Raw genomic sequence first — 21093 nt, 5'->3', positions numbered from 1 at the left:
AAAAATGCAAGAAATCAGCGCCTACGAACTCATCAAAGAAAAACTGCACGCCATACCTAACCAACGCCATAAAGGGAGCTTGTTTGAAAAAATTTCTAAGCAATTTTTACAAGAGCATGACAGCGCTAACGAATACGAGTCTATTGATCTTTGGTATGATTGGGAATTAAGGGGGAAGGAGCGCGATAAGGGGATTGATATAGTCATTACGACCTCAAACAAAGAATACATCGCCGTGCAATGCAAATTCCATCAAAACAGCATCTCGTATAACGATATTTCACCTTTTTTAACCCAATTGCAAAGCGGGGTGGGGGAGGTCAGGTTTAAAAAAGGGATCATCATCTCCACTTCTAATTTAACCTCTGAAGCTCTTAAAGCAATTGAGCAAATCAGAAGCACAGGAATGGGGATTGACATTGATGAAATCACTGAAGAGGATTTCATTTATTCTCGTATTGATTGGGAAAAGTTTGATCCCACAAAAACCGAAGGCGAAATCCCCTTATGCGATAAGAAAAAGCCACGCCCTCACCAAATGGAAGCGATTGAAGAAACCAAAAAGTATTTTTCTGACCCTAAAAACACCAGAGGCAAGCTCATTATGGCATGCGGGACCGGCAAAACCTACACTTCTTTAAAAATCATGGAAGCTTTAGACCCTAAGATCATGCTTTTTTTAGCGCCCAGCATCGCTTTGCTTTCTCAAACTTTTAGGGAATACGCGCAAGAAAAAAGCGAGCCTTTTTACGCTTCTATCGTGTGCAGCGATGATAAAACCGGGCAAAGTAAGAATGAAGACAATGACGATATTAAATTTTCTGAGCTCCCTTTAAAGCCCTCCACTCGCCTTGAAGACATTTTAAGCGTTCATGAAAAAGCGCAAAAAGAAAACAAGCGCTTCATTATTTTTTCAACTTATCAAAGCGCGTTGCGTATTAAAGAAGCGCAAGAAGCGGGTTTGAATGGAATCGATCTCATCATTTGCGATGAAGCCCACAAAACGGTAGGGGCTATGTATTCTAATAATGAAAGGGACGATAAAAACGCTTTCACGCTTTGCCACAGCGATGGAAATATCAAAGCTACAAAACGCCTTTACATGACCGCCACGCCTAAAGTGTATAGCGAAAGCTCCAAAGCTAAAGCCAAAGAGAAAGATAACGTTATCTATTCTATGGATGATGTGCAGACTTTTGGCGAAGAAATCTATACGCTCAATTTTGAAAGAGCGATCGCTTTAGATCTCTTAACCGATTACAAAGTCATCATTTTAGCGGTGCGAAAAGAAAATTTAAGCGGCGTTACTAACAGCGTGAATAAGAAAATCAGCCAGCTCAAAGCCGAAGGCACTAAATTGGATAAAAAGCTCATCAATAACGAATTTGTTTGTAAGATCGTTGGCACGCATAAAGGGTTAGCCAAGCAGGATCTAATCGTTTTAAACGATGAAAACAAAGAAGACAACGACTTGAAAAACAAAGCAGACACCTTTGTTTCTCAAAGAGCCATAAGCTTTTGTAAAAGCATACAAACGAGTAAGAATATCAAAGACTCCTTTGAAACGATCATGGAATGCTATGATGAAGAGCTGAAGAAAAAGAGTTTTAAAAACCTAAAAATCAGCATCGATCATGTTGATGGCACCATGAATTGTAAGGAGAGACTTAACAAATTAGAAGAATTAAATAAATTCCAACCTAACACTTGTAAGGTTTTAAGTAATGCCAGGTGTTTGAGCGAAGGGGTGGATGTCCCGGCATTAGATAGCATTGTCTTTTTTGATGGCAAAAGCGCTATGGTGGATATTATCCAAGCGGTGGGTAGGGTGATGCGAAAAGCCAAACACAAGAAAAGAGGCTATATCATTTTGCCTATCGCTTTAGAAGAGAGTGAAATCCAAAACCTGGATGAAGCCGTCAATAACACCAATTTCAAAAACATTTGGAAAGTGATAAAAGCCTTAAGAAGCCATGACCCAAGCCTGGTTGATGAAGCCACTTTCAAAGAAAAAATCAAAATCTTTGGAAGTAATGATGAAAGCAATCCAGACGATGATGAAGAGTTAAAAAAAGATAAAACCGAACATCAAAACGATCCCAAACAAGCCCAAAAAACCCTTTTTGACGCTATCTTGCTTCAAGATCTAGCGAACGCCGTGTATAACGTCATGCCCACTAAATTAGGGGACAGGAATTATTGGGAAAATTTCGCTAAAAAAACGGGCAATATCGCAAGGACCTTGAATGAGCGCCTAAAAGACATTTTTGGCAAAAACCCTGAAATTTTCCACGGCTTTTTGGATTCCTTAAGGGAAAATATCCATCAAAACATCAAAGAAGATGAAGCCTTAGACATGATCACTTCTCACGTCATCACTAAGCCCATTTTTGATGCGATTTTTGGGGACAATATAAAAAACCCTATCGCTAAAGCCTTGGACAAAATGGTTTTAAAACTCTCTAGCTTGGGCTTAGAAGGAGAAACCAAAGATCTTAAAAACCTCTATGAAAGCGTGAAAATCGAAGCAACGCGCGCCAAAAGCCAAAAAAGCCAGCAAGAACTCATTAAAAACCTTTACAACACTTTCTTTAAAGAAGCCTTTAAAAAGCAAAGCGAAAAACTAGGGATCGTTTATACGCCTATAGAGGTGGTGGATTTCATTTTAAGGGCCACTAACGGCATTTTGAAAAAGCATTTCAACACGGATTTTAACGATCAAAGCATCACGATTTTTGACCCATTCACCGGCACCGGGAGTTTTATCGCCCGTTTGCTTTCTAAAGAAAATAATCTCATTAGTGATGAAGCCTTAAAAGAGAAATTTCAAAAAAATTTGTTCGCTTTTGACATCGTGCTTTTATCTTATTACATCGCTTTAATCAATATCACCCAAGCCGCGCAAAATAGGGACAGCTCGTTAAACAATTTCAAAAACATCGCGCTCACGGACAGCCTGGATTATTTGGAAGAAAAAACAAACAAAGGGGCGCTCCCTTTATATGAGGATTTGAAAGAAAACAAAGACATCAAAACCACCATGGAAAAGCAAAACATTAGAGTCATCATCGGCAACCCGCCTTATTCAGCCGGCGCTAAAAGCGAAAACGATAACAACCAAAACCTTTCACACCCCAAGCTTGAAAAAAGGGTTTATGAAAAATACGGCAAAAATTCCACCGCCAAAGTGGGGGCAACCACACGAGACACGCTCATTCAAAGCATCTACATGGCAAGCCAACTTCTTAAAGATAAGGGGGTGGTAGGCTTTGTGGTGAACGGGAGTTTCATTGACTCTAAAAGCGGCGATGGGTTCAGGAAATGCGTGGCACAAGAATTTTCGCGCCTTTATGCGCTGAATTTGAGGGGCAATGCTAGGACTTCAGGGGAAACTTTTAAAAAAGAGGGAGGGAAAATATTTGATAGCGGATCCAGGGCGACGGTAGCGATCATCTTTTTTGTGAAAGATAAGGATGCCCCCAATCATACGATTTTTTACTATGAAGTGGGAGATTACTTGAAAAGAGAAGCCAAACTCCACTTGCTCGCGGGTTTTGAAAATCTGGATTCGGTGCCTTTTAAGGAGATCACCCCAAACGCCAAAGGCGATTGGATCAACCAAAGGAATGACGATTTTGAAAAGCTCATCCCTTTGAAAAGAGACAAAAAACTCAAAATATTCAATACTATTTTTGATCTCAATTCTAATGGGGTGGCAACTAATCGTGATCCTTGGGTGTATAACTTTTCTCCAAAAATTTTAACCCAATCGGTGCAAACATGCATTGACACCTACAACGCTGATTTGAAGCGCTTCAATGAGGTTTTTAGGGAAGCTTTCAAACAACGCGCCAAAGGCGTTAAATCAGCCGAACTTTATAAACACCTTAATGATAAATAAATCACCGCCGATAAAACGAAAATTTCTTGGACTGATGACTTGAAAAACAAACTCATCAACAATGAAAACCTGCCAGCAAGCGGCATGGAGCGCGCAAGGTTAGCCCTGTATCGCCCCTTTAACAAACAATGGCTTTATTGGGATAAGGATTTAATAAGCAGACAAAGACGATTTTCAAAAATTTTCCCGGACAAAGACGCTCAGAATGTGGTGATTAATACCAGTTCAATGGCTTCAAGAAATTTTTCTTGCTTGATTGCAAACGAGATTACTGACATCCAAACAATGGCGAACACCCAAGCTTATCCCTTGTATTATTACGACGATTTGGGGAATCGCTATAACGCTATCAGCGGCTATGCGCTCAACCTCTTCAGGAGGCATTACCAAGATGACTCTATCGTTGAAGAAGAAATTTTTTACTACATTTATGCGATTTTCCACCATAAAGGCTATTTGGAAAAATACAAAAATTCCCTCGCCAAAGAAGCGCCGCGAATCGCTTTGAGCGAAGATTTTAAAGAACTCTCTATGCTTGGCAAAGAATTGGCCGAATTGCACTTGAATTATGAGAGCGGGGAAATGCACAAGAGCGTTAAACATAACCTACTAGAGAGCGCCGAAGTGGAGGGTTATTATGATGTGATCCAAATGAAAAAGGATAAAAAAGGGGATCGCATCCAATACAACCACCATATCACCATCACTCAAATCCCCAAAAAAGCCTTTGACTATGTGGTGAATGGCAAGAGTGCGATTGACTGGGTGATCGAACGCTATTCAATCACTAAAGATAAAGACAGCTTGATTGAAAACAACCCGAACGATTACGCCGGCGGCCAATATATTTTTGAACTCCTTTGTAGGGTCATCAAACTCTCTGAAAAAAGCGTGGATTTGATTGAAAAAATTAGCGAGAAGAGGTTTGAGTGAGCGAAAATAGTATCATAGAAATTAAAGAGCGAGAGATCTTAAAAGAAAAAATTATTGAGCTTCTAAAAAAGAGCGAGGATCAAAATAAGCCTGTCGCTATTGCCATCAATGGGGAGTGGGGGATAGGAAAAACCTATTTATGGAAAAATGGATTAGCTCCACTCATTAGAGAAGAACTTAAAAAAAATCCCATTTACACCTCTGTTTTTGGAAAAAAAGATGAGCAAGCGATCATTGAAGATCTAGTCGCTCAATTTTTAAGCGCTGAAAAACAAAAAACTAATTCAATAAGAAACATCATTAATGGGATACTTTCATTTCTTAGTGTGCATTTTGGAGTAAAAATAAATGTTAATGTTGATTTTTTATTTAAAATGCTTAAAAAAGAGCATATGGAAAATACCATTGTGTGTATTGATGAGTTTGAAAGACTATCTGATAAGATTCAAGCGCAAGATATTTTGGGGTTGATTTCTGAACTCAAGGAACATAAGGGGTGTTGTGTTATTGCGATTTACAATAACCTTAAGCTCTTTACTGATGAGACACAGAATGAACAAAAAAGAAAAATATTTGATGCTTATTGTGAAAAAGTTTTTGACAGAATTTTTAACTTTTCTCCTTATACAAAAGAACAAATTGAAGTAATGGGCGATCATCCAATTAAAACTGATTTTGAAGCTTATCCCTATATGAAAGATATTTTCAATATTGATGATAACACAATCAATCTTAGAACATTTCAGAAATTAAATAATATATATGATGAATTGCAACTAAAAGAATATCCAAATGATGACTTTAAAAAAATATACCAATATTTACTATATTCAATATTATATATATACTATTTTAATTTATATGATAAATATTTTATTCCACCTAAAGATCTAAGACCAATAACAAATCTCTTTTCTCCAAACTCTACAATCTTTAAAGAAGTGATGGAGCAACAATCACTAACAATAAAAAATGGTATAGAGAGTATAAAAACAAACGCTTCTTATAATCCAAAAGAACTCCAAAATTGCCTTAAAAACATGACAAATAAAATCATTCAAGATACAAAATACCACAATGATTTTTTAAAAACATGTCAAACAAGCAAAGACTTTGAAGAGGCATCAATTGAGTTTTTTCTTGAAAATAAAGACAATCTCAAAGCTTTCCCTTATATTTTTGGTTTTAGAATTCTTAATTATAACTCTAATTTTTTATTAAGGGCAGTTATGGAAAATCATAGAGATGAATGTTTGGAATTAATGGAAAAATGGTATAAAAGTGCATCCCAATATCGCAATGAAAATCAGCAAGATTTGGGGGAATATTTTTGGATCAACGATCACACTTTTAGTTTGCCACTAAAATATACAATTGAGCAACTAGACATCAATCTTCCAAAAGATTTTCTTTTATATTCATACAACCACCCACTTTAATTGATTTTCTCAAATTAAAAAACGCATTTTTCCAACTATCCTAAACGACTTATCCCAAAATCCCCCCAAAAACAGAAAAAATCACCGAGCCAAACCGCTAAAACCCCCTAGAAAATTTAAAATTTTAAGTTTTAGGGGTGTTTTTCTTAAGAATTTAGGTTTTTTATAGATTATTATGTTATTATTATACGAAATGTAGACTTTTAGAAGGAAAAATGTTGTATGAAAAAGTTTGTAGTGTTTAAAACGCTCTGTTTATCGGTAGTGTTAGGTAATAGTCTTTTGGCAGCAGAAGGTAGCACAGAAGTGCAAAAGCAATTGGAAAAGCCAAAAGACTATAAAGCAGTGAAAGGCGAGAAAAACGCTTGGTATTTGGGGATCAGCTATCAAGTCGGTCAGGCTTCGCAAAGCGTTAAAAACCCCCCCAAAAGCAGTGAATTTAACTACCCTAAGTTCCCTGTGGGTAAAACCGACTATTTGGCCGTTATGCAAGGCTTAGGGCTTACTGTGGGTTATAAGCAGTTTTTTGGGGAGAAGAGATGGTTTGGTGCGCGCTATTACGGCTTTATGGATTATGGGCATGCCGTGTTTGGAGCGAACGCTTTGACATCAGATAATGGTGGGGTGTGCAAACTCAATGAGCCATGCGCGACCAAAGTAGGGACTATGGGCAATCTGTCTGACATGTTCACTTATGGTGTGGGTATTGACACTTTATACAATGTCATTAATAAAGAGGATGCGAGTTTTGGTTTCTTTTTTGGGGCTCAAATCGCGGGTAACTCTTGGGGTAATACGACAGGGGCCTTTTTGGAAACTAAAAGCCCTTATAAGCACACCTCTTATAGCCTTGATCCGGCGATTTTCCAGTTCCTTTTTAATTTAGGGATTCGCACCCATATTGGTCAGCATCAAGAATTTGACTTTGGCGTGAAGATTCCTACTATCAATGTTTATTATTTTAACCATGGGAACTTGAGCTTCACTTACCGCCGTCAATACAGCCTTTATGTAGGATATCGTTACAATTTCTGATTTAAAACGCTTGTTTTTCTCTAATTGAAGTTTTTCAATTAGAGTTTTCTCCATAGACCACCGCTTTCTTTTGAAATATTTTTGAAAGTTTTTTGAAAATTAGAATTAAAATCTTTTTGATCATGTTATGATAATCCAAAAATTTAATAAGGATTAAGCATGCCCTATTCTTTTAAAGTCCAATCCCTTTCAGAATCCGCAACGATCGCTATCAGCACGCTCGCTAAAGAATTGAAATCGCAAGGAAAAGATATTTTGAGTTTTTCAGCGGGCGAGCCTGATTTTGACACCCCACAAGCGATTAAAGATGCGGCTATAAAAGCCCTAAATGACGGCTTCACCAAATACACTCCAGTGGCTGGAATCCCTGAATTACTCAAAGCGATCGCTTTTAAATTGAAAAAAGAAAACAACCTGGATTATGAACCGAGTGAAATTCTAGTGAGCAATGGTGCTAAGCAAAGCTTGTTCAATGCGATTCAAGCTTTAATAGAAGAGGGCGATGAGGTGGTTATCCCTGTGCCTTTTTGGGTAACTTACCCTGAGCTTGTGAAATACAGCGGAGGAGTGAGCCAATTCATTCAAACCGATGAAAAAAGCCACTTTAAAATCACTCCCAAACAGCTTAAAGACGCCTTAAGCCCCAAAACAAAAATGCTCATTCTCACCACCCCATCAAACCCTACCGGCATGCTTTATAGTAAGGCGGAGTTAGAGGCTTTAGGCGAAGTTTTGAAAGACACCAAAGTTTGGGTGCTTAGCGATGAAATTTATGAAAAGCTTGTCTATAAAGGGGAGTTTGTTTCTTGCGCGGCGGTGAGCGAAGAGATGAAAAAACGCACCATTACCATTAATGGCTTGAGCAAGTCAGTGGCGATGACAGGCTGGCGTATGGGCTATGCGGCGAGCAAGGATAAAAAATTAGTCAAATTGATGAACAACTTGCAAAGCCAATGCACTTCCAATATCAATTCTATCACGCAAATGGCTTCTATTGTGGCGCTTGAAGGGTTAGTGGATAAGGAAATTGAAACGATGCGTCAGGCTTTTGAGAAGCGCTGTCATTTAGCCCACGCAAAAATCAATGCGATTGAAGGGCTGAACGCTTTAAAACCTGATGGGGCGTTTTATCTGTTTATTAATATTGGCAGTCTTTGTGGGGGGGATTCGATGCGATTTTGCCATGAGCTATTAGAAAAAGAAGGCGTGGCGTTAGTGCCTGGAAAGGCTTTTGGATTGGAAGGCTATGTCCGTTTGTCTTTTGCATGCTCAGAAGAACAGATTGAAAAGGGGATTGAACGCATCGCTCGCTTTGTCAAATCAAAGGGATAAAAAAATTGGTATTTAAAAAAAAGGGGGGGGTTAATCTTGTGGGATTTTATCTTGGAATTTTATATTGTAGTTTAATTGTAGTTTAGCGGCATAGTGTGGTATAATGGTTAGATTTAAAAGTTTGAAAAGTGCAGTTTTCATAACTAAATGAATTTTTGAGAGGAATAGAGGAATAATTATGGCAGTAAGATTTGATAACAACAATAACTCTGAATGGTATGGAAGAAATGCGAATGTTTTTTGGCAAAATCAATAATGGCTCGCCTTACTTCTAAGTGCAAAAAGTCATGATTTTGGAATGGATGATGAGAATTTAAAGGATTTAAAAAAGTTGCTATCACAAGATCAAATAAATCTATCAAATGTTATTGTAAAACTCATCAATCAAGAAGTAAGTCTTACAGAGAATGTAAATGGGATAAATCTTACTTCCGCCATAATTGACAAGATTGAATACCATTTCCATGATAACACATTCCATTTTATCTTTAATGTTAGCAATAACTTCTTAAGCGGAAAATCAAGATTAACTATTGAAGTGCCTAGTAGCATTAGAAAATATTAAGTTACCTAACATGAAAGAAATATATGTTAATCAATGGTATATAAACATTTTTGGAAATATGTTGATATACTTTATCAATGAAGGCTCTTATATACTGACAGGCGTTTGAAAAAATAATCTAAAACCCCAATGAAACACCCCCTAGAAGAATTAAAAGACCCTATAGAAAATCTTTTGCTATGGATTGGGCGCTTTTTGCGTTATAAATGCACAAGCCTATCTAATTCCCAAGTGAAAGATCAAAACAAGGTTTTTGAATGCTTGAACGAATTCAATCAATCGTTCATCAATTCAAGCCAATTGGAAAAAGTTTGCAAAAAAGCCCGCAGTGCCGGATTACTAGGGATCAACACCTACGCACTGCCCCTACTCAAATTCTACGAATACACCAAAAAGATTTCTTTAAAATCGCTCAAAAGCATTGATGAAGTCATGTTGGCTGAATTTTTGAGTATTTATACCGGGGGTTTGAGTTTAGCCACTAAGAAAAACTACCGGATCGCCCTACTAGGGCTTTTTAGCTATATAGACAAGCAAAATCAAGATGAAAATGAAAAATCTTATATCTATAATATCACGCTCAAAAACATCAGCGGAACCAATCAAAGCGCGGGCAACAAGCTCCCTACTCATTTAAACAATGAAGAATTAGAAAAATTTTTAGAGAGCATTGATAAAATAGAAATGTCCGCTAAAGTGCGCGCACGAAACCGCCTGCTCATTAAAATCATCGTTTTTACAGGCATGCGTTCTAATGAAGCCTTGCAGCTTAAAATAAAGGATTTTACTTTAGAAAATGGCTGTTATACGATTTTAATTAAAGGTAAGGGCGATAAATACAGAGCGGTGATGCTCAAATCTTTCCACATTGAGAGCCTTTTGAAAGAATGGCTGATAGAAAGGGAATTATATCCCGTTAAAAATGATTTATTGTTTTGCAACCAAAAAGGCAGCGCTTTAACGCAAGCTTATTTGTATAAGCAAGTGGAGCGTATTATCAATTTTGCCGGACTCAGGCGGGAGAAAAATGGGGCACACATGTTAAGGCATTCTTTTGCGACCTTGCTTTATCAAAAACGCCATGATTTGATTTTGGTTCAAGAAGCTCTAGGGCATGCGAGCTTGAACACGAGCAGGATTTACACGCATTTTGACAAAGAGCGTTTAAAAGAAGCGGCGAGCATTTGGGAAGAAAATTAAAACACCCCCTTACCCCCTTAAAAAAAGGATTTTTACCATAAAACAACTAAAACCCCATTTTTTTAAGAAATTAAAGAGTTTTTAGCTTACTCATTTAAAATTTTGCTTTCAAATTCTAACAGCCACTTTTTGACTTCTATGCCCCCATTATACCCCCCTAAAGCGCCATTTTTACGCACCACTCTATGACAAGGCACGATCAAAGAAATAGGGTTATTATAATTAGCGTTGCCAACAGCTCTGCAAGATTTAGGGTTATTGATGAGCTTTGCGATTTCATCATAACTTTTTGTCTTGCCATAAGGGATAGTCATTAACGCAGACCAAACTTGTTTTTGAAAAAAAGTCCCTATCAAATCTAAAGGCACATCAAATTCAAAAAGTTGTCCCAAGAAATAACGCTCTAAGGCTTGAACGCTGAGTTTTAATGGGGTATTCATAGGGGTGTTATGAGAAAAATTGGCCGTATCAAAATCCAATCTCAATAAATGGCTCTCATTAGCGTACAAATGCAAATACTCTAAAGGGAAACCCTTAGGGGTCTTAAAATAGTAGTGGTATAAAGTCATCAAAAAAAGATTTTGTATAAAACAATCAATAGCGACAAACCATACACCCCTAAAATCAAAGCTTTATGCATCTTTTCATTCAAAAGCCCTATGATCCATTTAATCCCAATGCTCACGCCCATAACTGATCCTAAGCCCACAATCGCCCCTGCTAAAAGCACCTCTTTATTGATGATGTGATGATACATTAAAGAAAAAGCTCCTGAAATGGAAGAAAACAGAATAAAAAATAACCCCAACGCCACGCATTTTTTAGAATCATACCCTAAAAAATAATGCATCAAAGGCACCATGAGCATTCCCCCACCAATCCCTAAAGTGATGGCAAAAAACCCTGTGAGCGCGCCAATTAAAAATAATTTTAAACCTTGCAAATGGTAGCGTTTATTATCCGCTATCAAATCTTTTTTTTTGGGTTTCAAAACAAATTGGATCATAGAATACACGACTAAAAGAGCGAAAATAACCATTAAAATTTTACTGGAAACGATTTTTAAAACAAATCCGCTAAAACTCGCCCCTATCAGCCCCCCTGTCCCTATCAACAAGCCTAAAGAAAAATCAAGCGATTTTTTTTTGAAATTCAAAACAGATCCCACGAACGATGAAAGCGCCATTTGCAAAATGGAAATCCCAATGGATTCTTCAAAAGAATGCCCGGTTGCGAGCATGATAGGGACAATGATCAACCCCCCACCAATGCCAAAAATCCCTGATAGAATGCCAGTAAAAAGCCCTATCGCTATGTATAACGCATAAATATCCATAAAAACCCTTAAAAAAGTAAAAACCCCCTATAAATCTCTCTAAAAGAAAATTAAAAACAACCCTATTCTAATCAAACGCTAATACCAAACCCTCCTAAACAACGCTTTTAAAAGTGGTGCTTTATTGGTCTGTTTTGTTTTTGCAACACAAAGCATGCGAATCATCATTGGGTTCGCTAAGAGAGAGATTCCTTAATTCATAAGCCAATTTAATAGACGCCGTAGCTTCATCCAAGCCAAACCCCCCTTGAGCTAAAATCTGTTTGTAGCTTTCTATATACAGGTTATCAAAGCTCTGCGTGAGATTGACTTCTTCACCCTCTAGGATCATTTTATGATAAACCTTTTCTTTAGCCACTCCCATGTGTTCTGGATTGATGGAAAAAAACCATCTTATTTTGGCATGCTCTAAAAAGAGTATCCCGCACACGCAGTCAGGCTCTTCTCTATTGATAACCTTGTCTTTAACGCCTCCAAACAAATACAATAAAGCATCAAAGATATTCACTCCCATTTGAGTGGCTAGCCCCCCACTCCTATTCACATCCGCTCGCCATGAAGAAAAATACCATTTCCCTTGAACGCTAATATAAGTGAGCGTGATGTCAAACACCTTTTCAGGGTTTTTGTCTAATTCGATCTTAATTTTTTCTTTCAAAGCCAGCGTGTCGCAATGCAAGCGCAAGGGCAAAAGACTGAACACCCTTTTTTGGTGTTTCACCTCTAAATCTTTCAATTCTTGTATTTCGCCAGGGTCTAAAACTAAGGGTTTTTCACAAATCACATGCATGCCGTTTCTCAACCCGAAACGGATGTGATCAAAATGCGTGTGCGTGGGCGTGCAAACACTCAAATAGTTGATTTCTTTACCCATAGCCCTAGACTGCTCTAAATGCTTTTCAAAATCTTCAATATTGGTAAAAAACTCTGATTGCGGGAAATACTCATCTAAAACCCCCACGCTATCATGAACATCAAAAGAGCAATCCAAAAAATGCCCTGTATCTCTAATCGCTTGCAAGTGCTTGGGCGCGATAAACTCCCCTGAACCAATCATAGCAAAAAGCATTCATCTTCCTTAAATAATTTTGAATCTCATTTTAGCAAAGATTAGCTTATTTAAGCTTATATTATTGGCAATTAAAACACTCCACCGAGCGATCCAACACGCTTTTTTCATCTATGCTAGGGCTTTCGCTGCGCAAATAATAAGTGGATTTGAGTCCCAATTTCCAAGCGAGCGTGTAGATTTCATGCAAGGTTTTACCGCTAGCGTTTTCTATGCGTAAAAACACATTGATGCTTTGGCCTTGATCGATCCATTTTTGACGCACGGCCGCTGCTTTAATCAAATCTTTAGCGTCAATATCATAGGCTGATGTGTAAAAATTCCATGTTTCTACATTCAAATTAGGCACTACCACAGGAATTAGCCCGCTCAAATTTTCTTCAAACCATTTTTTCTTATAAATGGGTTCAATCGTTTGGGTTGTGCCTACTAAAATAGAAATGGAGCTTGTGGGAGCGATCGCCATTAAATAGCCATTACGCATGCCATTAGTTTTGACTTTTTCCCTCAAACCTTGCCAATCGCAAGCGTGATTGAAAAGCCCTTTTTCGGTGAGCTTTAAGGCTTCATTGTTGGCTTTATCAATAGGGAAAATCCCCTTACTCCATTCTGAATTTTCAAAATCCTTATAAACCCCTTTTTCTTTCGCTAAATTCGCGCTCGTGTCAATCGCATGGTAGCTGATTTGCTCCATTAAAGCGTCAATTTTTTCTAAATGCTCTTTAGACCCCCAAGCGATTTGGTGTTCTGCGAGCATTTGCGCTTCACCCATAACCCCTAACCCTATGGCCCTATTTTGTAAATTAGTGGCTTTGACTTTGCGGTTAGGGTAGAAATTCAAATCAATCACATTGTCTAAAAGCCTAACCATGATCGGCACAACCCTTTTAATGTCTTCTTCGGTGTTGATCTTGCTTAAATTGATGCTCGCTAGATTACACACCGCCGTTTGCCCATCTTTAGCGACTTTAGTAGCGATATAGATTTTTTTGCCTTTTAGAATATCCGTGCTAGTGAGCTTGTTAGCGCATTTAGTGATATTATTATCTGTCGTTACCAACTCTTTTTCTTCAAAAAACTCTATGGCACCATCGGTGTATTCTATTTGCATGTAGTAGTGGTTGGGTGCGGTATTTTGAAAAATCTCCGTGCACAGATTGCTGGATCGAATGATTCCTGCATGAGCGTTTGGGTTGCACCGATTGGCGTTATCTTTAAAGGCTAAGAAAGGCAAGCCGGCTTCAAAATAATTCATTAAGATTTTTTTCCATAAATCTTTAGCGTTAATGTATTCCTTAATGATTTTGGGATCTTTTTCATACTCTAAATAGCGTTTTTCAAAATCCTGCCCATAAAGCTCAGTCAAATCCTTACACTCATAAGGGTCAAACAAAGTCCACATCGCATCTTCTAAAACCCTTTTCAAAAACAAATCGCACACCCAAAGAGCCGGGAATAAATCATGCGCTCTTCGCCTTTCATCGCCGCTATTTTTCCTTAAATCAATGAACTCCATCACATCAATGTGCCAAATTTCCAGATACACCGCAATCGCACCCTTTCGTGTGCCTAATTGATCCACCGCAATCGCCACATCATTAGCGATCTTTAAAAAAGGGATCGTGCCAGCGCTCGCATTTTTATGCCCATCAATATAACTCCCAATAGAGCGCACCAAAGAAAAATCCCAGCCAATCCCCCCGCCGTATTTAGACAATAACGCCATTTCCTTATAGCTGTCAAAAATCCCCTCAATATTATCCGGCGTGCTGCCAATATAGCATGAGCTTAGCTGGTGCTTGGTGGTGCGAGCGTTCGCTAGAGTGGGAGTTGCGCACATCGCTTCAAATTTGCTTAAAACTTCATAAAATTCCAAAGCGATTTTGTTAGGTTCTTGTTCGTTTTGCGCTAAAAACATCGCAATGCTCATAAACATGTGTTGGGGCAGTTCAATAGGGTGATTGTTAGCGTCTTTTAACAAATAACGATCATACAAGGTTTTAATCCCTAAATAATTGAATTGGAAATCCCTTTCAGGCTTGATCTGGCTATTTAAAAACTCTAAATCAAATTTTTCCTTAAAGCCCTTAAGGATGCGGCCCTTTTCTTCAGCGTTTTCAAAATACTCTTTCAAATGCCTATACCCTGTAAAACCACTTACTTTATGGTATAGATCATACAAAAAAAGCCTTGAGGCGACAAAGCTCCAATTAGGCGTGTCAATATCTATTTTATCCACAGCGGTTTTAATCAAAGTTTGTTGGATTTCTTCAGTAGTGATCTTGTCTCTAAATTGCAACCTCGCATCCACTTCCAGCTCACTTTGGCTCACGCCCTCTAAATTGTCCGTAGCGTCCTTAGTGTATTTTTGGATTTTTGTAATGTCCAAAGGCTCAATGCGCCCGTTCCGTTTAACCACCGTAATCAAAATTTTTCCTTAAATTTGAATTAAATCGTTTGTTTTTTAAATTTGGAATTGTATCAATAAAAAACTTAAGAAAAAGAAAAGTTCAAGTTGGATCTGTTCTATTAATGAGAATGAGTTTTAAAGTTTTTTAATTTTTTATACCCCCTCCATTTAATGGCACTTAAATCACCACCCTAATTTAGCGCAAAGCTTAAGAAAACCTTGAAACCCCAAAATGACCAAACACTCTACAAGAAAGTTGCTAGGGTGCCCGCAATACGCTGAAATTTCATGCATAGCGATAGCAAAGGGCATCATTGAAAGCACCATATAAAAATCCCTTAGTCTCGCTCCTAACACAGCGTCATAAAACGTGCCAAAAAACCTAGCCTTAAAAATGGCTTTAAAAAACTTGGGGAACCCTTGGAAAGATTTATAACGATCCCTGCCTCGTGGGTCAAATAAAAGGTTAGACAATAGAGTCGCTATTAAGAGTGTTAGCCACATATAATAGCTATTTTTAGGGTCAAAGGTCGAATCGCTAGCTGAACCATTGATCTCAAACAGAATGCTAGTGACCATGGAGAGACATCCCCCATAGACTAGAGCCACTGCCCATCGATATTCGGTATTGCTCAAACGCTTTTTTGAGCCATTCAAGTTCTCTTTTGTAGTATCCATATTATTTCCTTTCCCCCCATCACCTTGGCTCATTTAAGATTACCAAGCATGCCCAAAACTATAGCCGTAATCATAAAAATCACGGATAGGTTCTCTTGGGGCTTGTGGTTCTCTAGTTTGAGGCTCTCTATCAACGCCACGGATATAATCTTCTACCCTATCGCCTATTTCAGACCCAATATATCCTCCTATTGCACCACCAACAAATCCGCCCATTTTATCACCAACAAAACCCCCAACACCACCCCCTATAAATTTGCCTAATTCACCCCTTGCTTCTATTTTAGGACCAGCTATAGCCGTATTAGCCATTGCACCGCATAAAACCAACACACAACTAAATGTTTTCAATTCACTCATAACAAATCCTTTCATAAAATTGAGATTCAAGGCATGTTCGGCACACCTTGATAAGAATATTTATACCACAATCCTATTTAAAAGCATTGTTACAGATCAGCGAAATATCACAAAAAAGATAAGTAAATGTTTTGTTTATACACAAATTACAGGATTAAAGTAAATAATTATAATAATTTTTGGGTTTTTCATTATTGAAGCAAATTCAAAAGGATAAAAAGAGAACTTTTTAATCCATTAAAAATACGCTCAATAAAGTTTTAAAACATTACAATTCTTTTCAAGCTCTTTAAGGCTTCTTAAAAAACTTAAAATACCCATTTTCAATGTTAATTTGAGGGAGGCGTGAAAGGCTCAACGAACCGCTAGGAATGTCTTTAGTGATGGTGGTGCCGCTGCCGATTAAGACATTAGAGCCGATATTTATGGGGGCGACTAGCTGGCTATCGCTCCCTATAAAGACATTTTCACCGATGATCGTTTGGTGTTTCTTTTTACCATCGTAATTGCAAGTGATCACGCCAGCCCCTATATTTGTGTTTTTCCCTATCTCGCAATCCCCTAAATAGCTCAAATGCCCTGCTTTAGCGCCTTGAAGTTTGGCGTTTTTAGTCTCTACAAAATTCCCCACATGGCTATCACAAATCACGCTTTTAGGGCGCGCATGGGCAAACGGCCCCACACTGCTATTAACAATCTGGCTCTCTTCTATCACGCTATAAGCTTTAATATGCGCGTTTTCTATCAAACAATTCCCAATCAAACGCACCCCTTGCTCTAAAACGCACTCCCCCTTAAAACTCACGCCTTTTTCTAAATAAATGCTATTAGGCAATTGCATCACTACCCCCAAGTCCATGGCGTTTTTTCGCAACCTTTCTAGCATGATTTCTTCAGCCTTCGCTCTTTCTGTTTGGCTATTCACCCCTAAAAAACACTCTTCTTCTAAAAAAATAGCGTTAATTTTTTCATTCCCCTTAATACCCAAAGCGATTAAATCCGTGAGGTAGTATTCTTTTTGGGCGTTTTGATCGTTTAGTTGGGGCAAATATTTTTCTAGAAAATCCCTTTCAAACCCATACACGCCAGCATTCACGCTTTTAATGGTTTTTTCTTCATCATTAGCGTCCTTTTCTTCTACAATCTTTTTAACCTGATGGTTTTCTAAAACAACGCGCCCATAACCTTTAGGGTCAGCTAAATGCAGTAAGCCTATGGCGTTATTCTTGCTTTCTAATAAGGGGGTGAGAGCGCCTTTAGTGATTAAGGGCATGTCCGCATTCAAAATCAAAACCCGATCATGTTTGGTAAGAATAGGCGTTTTATTTTCTTGCATGATAGCCCCACCTGTCCCTGAATATTTTTCCACGATTTGAGTGTGAAAGATTACGCCCTTAAAACGCTCCAACACCGCTTCTTTAATGCGTTCTTGTTGGTGGTGTAAGACAAGATGCACATCATTACTGATTGAAAAAGCCACTTCTAAAATGTAAAATAACATAGGCTCTCCGCAAATCGTGTGTAAAGTCTTAGGCAGGCTAGAACGCATGCGAGTGCCTTTGCCAGCGGCTAGTATGATTACAGAAAGCATTAAAATCCTTCAATTTATGGGGTTATTTTAGGGAATTTTAACATGCCTTATCTTATAATTTGACCTTGTTTTTATTAAAGATTTAAGGCTAGAATTTGCGTTTTTTTATTTTTTTAATTCTCATTTGCCCTTTAATATGCCCTTTAATGAGCGCTGATAGCACGCTGCCTAGCGTCAACCTCTCTTTAAACGCTCCTAGTGATCCTAAACAGCTTGTAACCACCTTTAATGTCATCGCCCTGCTCACGCTTTTAGTTTTAGCCCCATCGTTGATCTTAGTGATGACGAGTTTCACCCGTTTGATCGTGGTGTTTTCTTTTTTAAGGACCGCTTTAGGCACGCAACAAACCCCACCCACTCAAATTTTAGTCTCGCTCTCTTTGATATTGACTTTTTTCATCATGGAACCTAGCTTGAAAAAGGCTTACGATACAGGGATCAAGCCTTATATGGATAAAAAGATTTCTTACACCGAAGCGTTTGAAAAAAGCGCTCTGCCTTTCAAGGAATTCATGCTTAAAAACACACGAGAAAAGGATCTAGCGCTTTTTTTTAGGATCAGAAACCTGCCTAACCCTAAAACCCCTGATGAGGTGAGTTTGAGCGTTTTGATCCCGGCATTTATGATAAGCGAGTTGAAAACAGCGTTTCAAATCGGCTTTTTACTCTACTTGCCTTTTTTGGTGATTGATATGGTTATCAGCTCTATTTTAATGGCGATGGGCATGATGATGCTCCCGCCTGTAATGATTTCTCTGCCTTTTAAAATTTTAGTGTTTATTTTAGTGGATGGGTTTAATTTATTAACCGAAAATTTAGTGGCGAGTTTTAAAATGGTTTGATATTAAAAACATTCAAGCTATAAAAGCTTGAAATTAATTTAAAACTCATAATTCAAATACGCTGTAATGGAGCGTCCTGGTGCGGGCTCTCTCCCTGTAGGGCTTGTGCCAATTCCCCTAAAATAATATTTCATGTTAAAAAGGTTATTGATTTGCAAACTCCCTGTGATTTTATGCCTACCGCTTTGCCATAAGATTGAGCTTACTTGAACGTTCAACACAAAATACAAGGGCAATAACCCCACTGAATTACAACCATACTCTAACCCTCCTGTGTATTCTGGGTTTAAGGGCAGGCACACGGTTTGGCTTTTAGCTTGATTGAGCATGGAACTATAAGCGCGGCTATAAAAATAGCTACTGATTCCAAAAGTCGTGTGCTTGTAAGTATACATCATGTCAAATATGAATTGGTTAGGACTCACATAAGGCAAACGCTTCCCTTTAATGTCAAAGGGTTTATTGACAATGCCTGTAAAATAATAAGCAATATCATCAGCGTTAGAAGTGATGCACGCATCAATGTAAGTGTAAGCCACATGGAATTGCAAACCCCTAATCGGCGCGTAATACAATTCCAATTCCACCCCTTGGCTCCTAGCATTCACAGGCTGTGGACTATAACCTCCCGCATAGTAACGATTGGCAAAAATCACAAAATAATTGGTATTAAAACTCAATAGATTCTTATAACTATAGCGTTGCCCCACTTCAATTTCATTAAAAATTTGGTTGTAATTAGTCCTAGTAATGCCTACCATTGTGTGTTGTGGGGGGATAAAACTGCGGCGGTAGTTCGCATACCATATCCAATTTTCCATAGGTTTATAGCCAATATTAAGGGCAGGACTCCATTCGTTTTGACGCTGTTTTTTACTGGTCCATACGGAAAAATCGTGCTTTTCTGGCTCTTTGTTGTTATAGTTCAAAAAAGTGTATCTAAGCCCTGGAGTTATCACCAATTTAGAATCAAAAAGCTCTATTTTATCGCTCAACCATACCGCTGTATAGTTGTTAAACATTTCTTGATTATTATTAGGCGTTTTAGAAAGGACATAAGGGGGCATGTGGCACACCCCATTGATAATATCTGTTTTTTCGCATGTGCTTTGATCGGATCTAATGAACATGTCCATCGTCATGAAACGCATGCCCACATTAAAAGTTTGCTTAACTTTATTGGTATTGACAACTAAGTTCAAATTAGGCTCAAAAGCGTTCATCACATAACGCCTTAAATGATCGAAGATAAAAAATCCTGGATAATTTTGATTGGTATAAACAGGGCCTAATTTAGGATTGGTATTGACATTTAAATAGTTAGAATCAAATTTAAAATCCCTTGACATGTCATGCCCATAGTAACTGAAAGTGAAATCCCCCCCTACCCTATCCGTGTCCCCAAAAAAGTTTTGATACACAGCCCCCCATCGTTTCGCTCTCCCGCTTTTATCGTTATTGGGGCGGTTATTTTGAAAACGATTTTCATTATAGGCAGCTATACCTAAAGACCCAGGGTCTGTTAAAAAATAGCTGTAATATTGAAAAAAAGCAGTGATTTTATTGCTATCATTGATTTGATACAACGAATCTAGCAAGTAGTTTTGAATGTTGGTAGGGCTGTTGTATCTAAACCCTTGCCCTTTGAGCCAATTGACTTGAGCTTGGATTCCAAAATGCTTATTCATCATACCCCCAGTTCTTAAATAGGTGTTAAAAAGCATGTTATTAACTAAGCTTTTATCAATGTTTTTAGAATTTTGATTGAAAAACCCCCCATTTTCAGATTTACCCCAAAAAGTGGTCCTCTCGCTCACCTGACTTTCCCAATTGGTAGGAATACCTTTGGTGATAATGTTGATCACACCGCCAAAAGCGTTAGGGCCATAACGCACGCTCTCCCCACCCTTGGTTACACTGATTCTATCCACAGATTGAAAGGTTACAGGAAAAATAACCGTGCCAATTTCAACATAGGGTGCGACATAAATAGGAATCCCATTGACTAGAATCATTCCCGTATTAGAATGCCCTGGGCCTCCCGCACCAAACCCCCTAATGGAAATGCTAGGCACAGCTCCAATACCTGTAGAGTTTCTAATATGCACGCCTGGCACATTTTGCAAAGCTTCTTCAATGCTTTGATTCGCACTTTTAGTGAGCTGCTTGTTAGAAATCACCGTGCGAGAACCCATATAGTTTCTAACTTCCTTGCTCCTCCAGCTTAAAGGCGCTTCTTTATCGTTAGCCACCCCTGAAGCTTCCACCCTTTCCAAATTATGAGTTTTGACAGCATGCGCGCTATGACTCAAAACAGCCAAAGAGACTAAAATTCTTTTCATTTACCACCTTTTATGAAAAATGTTCTTTTTTACAACAAGGTGAAATTTATAATAACCATT

Annotated in this window: 13 protein-coding genes and 2 pseudogenes; 7 read left to right on the top strand and 8 right to left on the bottom strand. The window is 38.2% G+C overall.

Annotated elements, in window-relative coordinates:
• Positions 1–4 precede the first annotated feature (4 nt).
• The 6 genes and pseudogenes from G6069_RS03725 (at position 5) to xerH (ending at position 10405) form a co-directional block, all read left to right on the top strand.
• A pseudogene (locus G6069_RS03725) lies at positions 5–4834 on the top strand (type ISP restriction/modification enzyme).
• Positions 4831–6273: a P-loop NTPase fold protein gene (locus G6069_RS03720; protein ID WP_197293418.1), complete on the top strand. Its 1443-nt coding sequence runs from the start codon at positions 4831–4833 to the stop codon at positions 6271–6273. The pseudogene G6069_RS03725 and the gene G6069_RS03720 overlap by 4 nt, the downstream one beginning before the upstream one ends.
• A 222-nt stretch (positions 6274–6495) precedes the next feature.
• Positions 6496–7308: an outer membrane protein gene (locus G6069_RS03715; protein WP_079369389.1), complete on the top strand. Its 813-nt coding sequence runs from the start codon at positions 6496–6498 to the stop codon at positions 7306–7308.
• 159 nt (positions 7309–7467) lie between these two features.
• The gene (locus G6069_RS03710) at positions 7468–8640 is read left to right on the top strand and encodes a pyridoxal phosphate-dependent aminotransferase (protein WP_147780964.1); all 1173 of its coding nucleotides are present in this window, start codon (positions 7468–7470) and stop codon (positions 8638–8640) included.
• A gap of 298 nt (positions 8641–8938) precedes the next feature.
• A pseudogene (locus G6069_RS07965) lies at positions 8939–9314 on the top strand (hypothetical protein); the annotation flags it as partial.
• 20 nt (positions 9315–9334) lie between these two features.
• Positions 9335–10405, top strand: a complete 1071-nt coding sequence (gene xerH / locus G6069_RS03705) for a tyrosine recombinase XerH (protein WP_197293417.1) — start codon at positions 9335–9337, stop codon at positions 10403–10405.
• Between the two features lie 86 nt (positions 10406–10491).
• On the opposite strand, the gene G6069_RS03700 is transcribed toward xerH, so the two are convergent.
• The 7 genes from G6069_RS03700 to glmU all read right to left on the bottom strand — a co-directional run bounded on the left by G6069_RS03700 (position 10492) and on the right by glmU (position 17849).
• Complete coding sequence (locus tag G6069_RS03700; protein WP_197293416.1) at positions 10492–10974, bottom strand: methylated-DNA--[protein]-cysteine S-methyltransferase; 483 nt, start codon at positions 10972–10974, stop codon at positions 10492–10494.
• Positions 10974–11741, bottom strand: a complete 768-nt coding sequence (locus G6069_RS03695) for a sulfite exporter TauE/SafE family protein (RefSeq protein ID WP_197293415.1) — start codon at positions 11739–11741, stop codon at positions 10974–10976. Before G6069_RS03695 ends, G6069_RS03700 begins: the two co-directional genes overlap by 1 nt.
• Before the next feature lie 121 nt (positions 11742–11862).
• Complete coding sequence (locus G6069_RS03690) at positions 11863–12810, bottom strand: Gfo/Idh/MocA family protein (protein WP_197293414.1); 948 nt, start codon at positions 12808–12810, stop codon at positions 11863–11865.
• Between the two features lie 61 nt (positions 12811–12871).
• Positions 12872–15238 carry a ribonucleoside-diphosphate reductase subunit alpha gene (locus tag G6069_RS03685; protein WP_197293413.1) on the bottom strand — a complete coding sequence of 789 codons (2367 nt, stop codon included), beginning with the start codon at positions 15236–15238 and terminating at the stop codon, positions 12872–12874.
• A 165-nt stretch (positions 15239–15403) separates the two neighbouring features.
• The gene (locus G6069_RS03680; RefSeq protein WP_197293412.1) at positions 15404–15898 is read right to left on the bottom strand and encodes a hypothetical protein; all 495 of its coding nucleotides are present in this window, start codon (positions 15896–15898) and stop codon (positions 15404–15406) included.
• A 39-nt stretch (positions 15899–15937) separates the two neighbouring features.
• Positions 15938–16258, bottom strand: coding sequence for a pantothenate kinase (locus G6069_RS03675; RefSeq protein WP_197293411.1), 321 nt, complete (start codon positions 16256–16258; stop codon positions 15938–15940).
• 289 nt (positions 16259–16547) lie between these two features.
• Positions 16548–17849 carry a bifunctional UDP-N-acetylglucosamine diphosphorylase/glucosamine-1-phosphate N-acetyltransferase GlmU gene (glmU, locus tag G6069_RS03670; protein ID WP_197293410.1) on the bottom strand — a complete coding sequence of 434 codons (1302 nt, stop codon included), beginning with the start codon at positions 17847–17849 and terminating at the stop codon, positions 16548–16550.
• 95 nt (positions 17850–17944) lie between these two features.
• On the opposite strand from glmU, the gene fliP reads away from it, so the two are divergent.
• Positions 17945–18691 carry a flagellar type III secretion system pore protein FliP gene (fliP, locus tag G6069_RS03665; RefSeq protein WP_197293409.1) on the top strand — a complete coding sequence of 249 codons (747 nt, stop codon included), beginning with the start codon at positions 17945–17947 and terminating at the stop codon, positions 18689–18691.
• A gap of 38 nt (positions 18692–18729) precedes the next feature.
• Here the strand turns inward: fliP and G6069_RS03660 are convergent, their stop codons facing one another.
• The gene (locus G6069_RS03660; protein WP_197293408.1) at positions 18730–21033 is read right to left on the bottom strand and encodes a TonB-dependent receptor family protein; all 2304 of its coding nucleotides are present in this window, start codon (positions 21031–21033) and stop codon (positions 18730–18732) included.
• Between the last annotated feature and the right edge of the window lie 60 nt (positions 21034–21093).

Source organism: Helicobacter pylori (genome assembly GCF_017594925.1).
GTDB classification, from domain to species: Bacteria; Campylobacterota; Campylobacteria; order Campylobacterales; family Helicobacteraceae; genus Helicobacter; species Helicobacter pylori_DP.
This window is presented reverse-complemented; position numbering and strand designations above follow the sequence as displayed.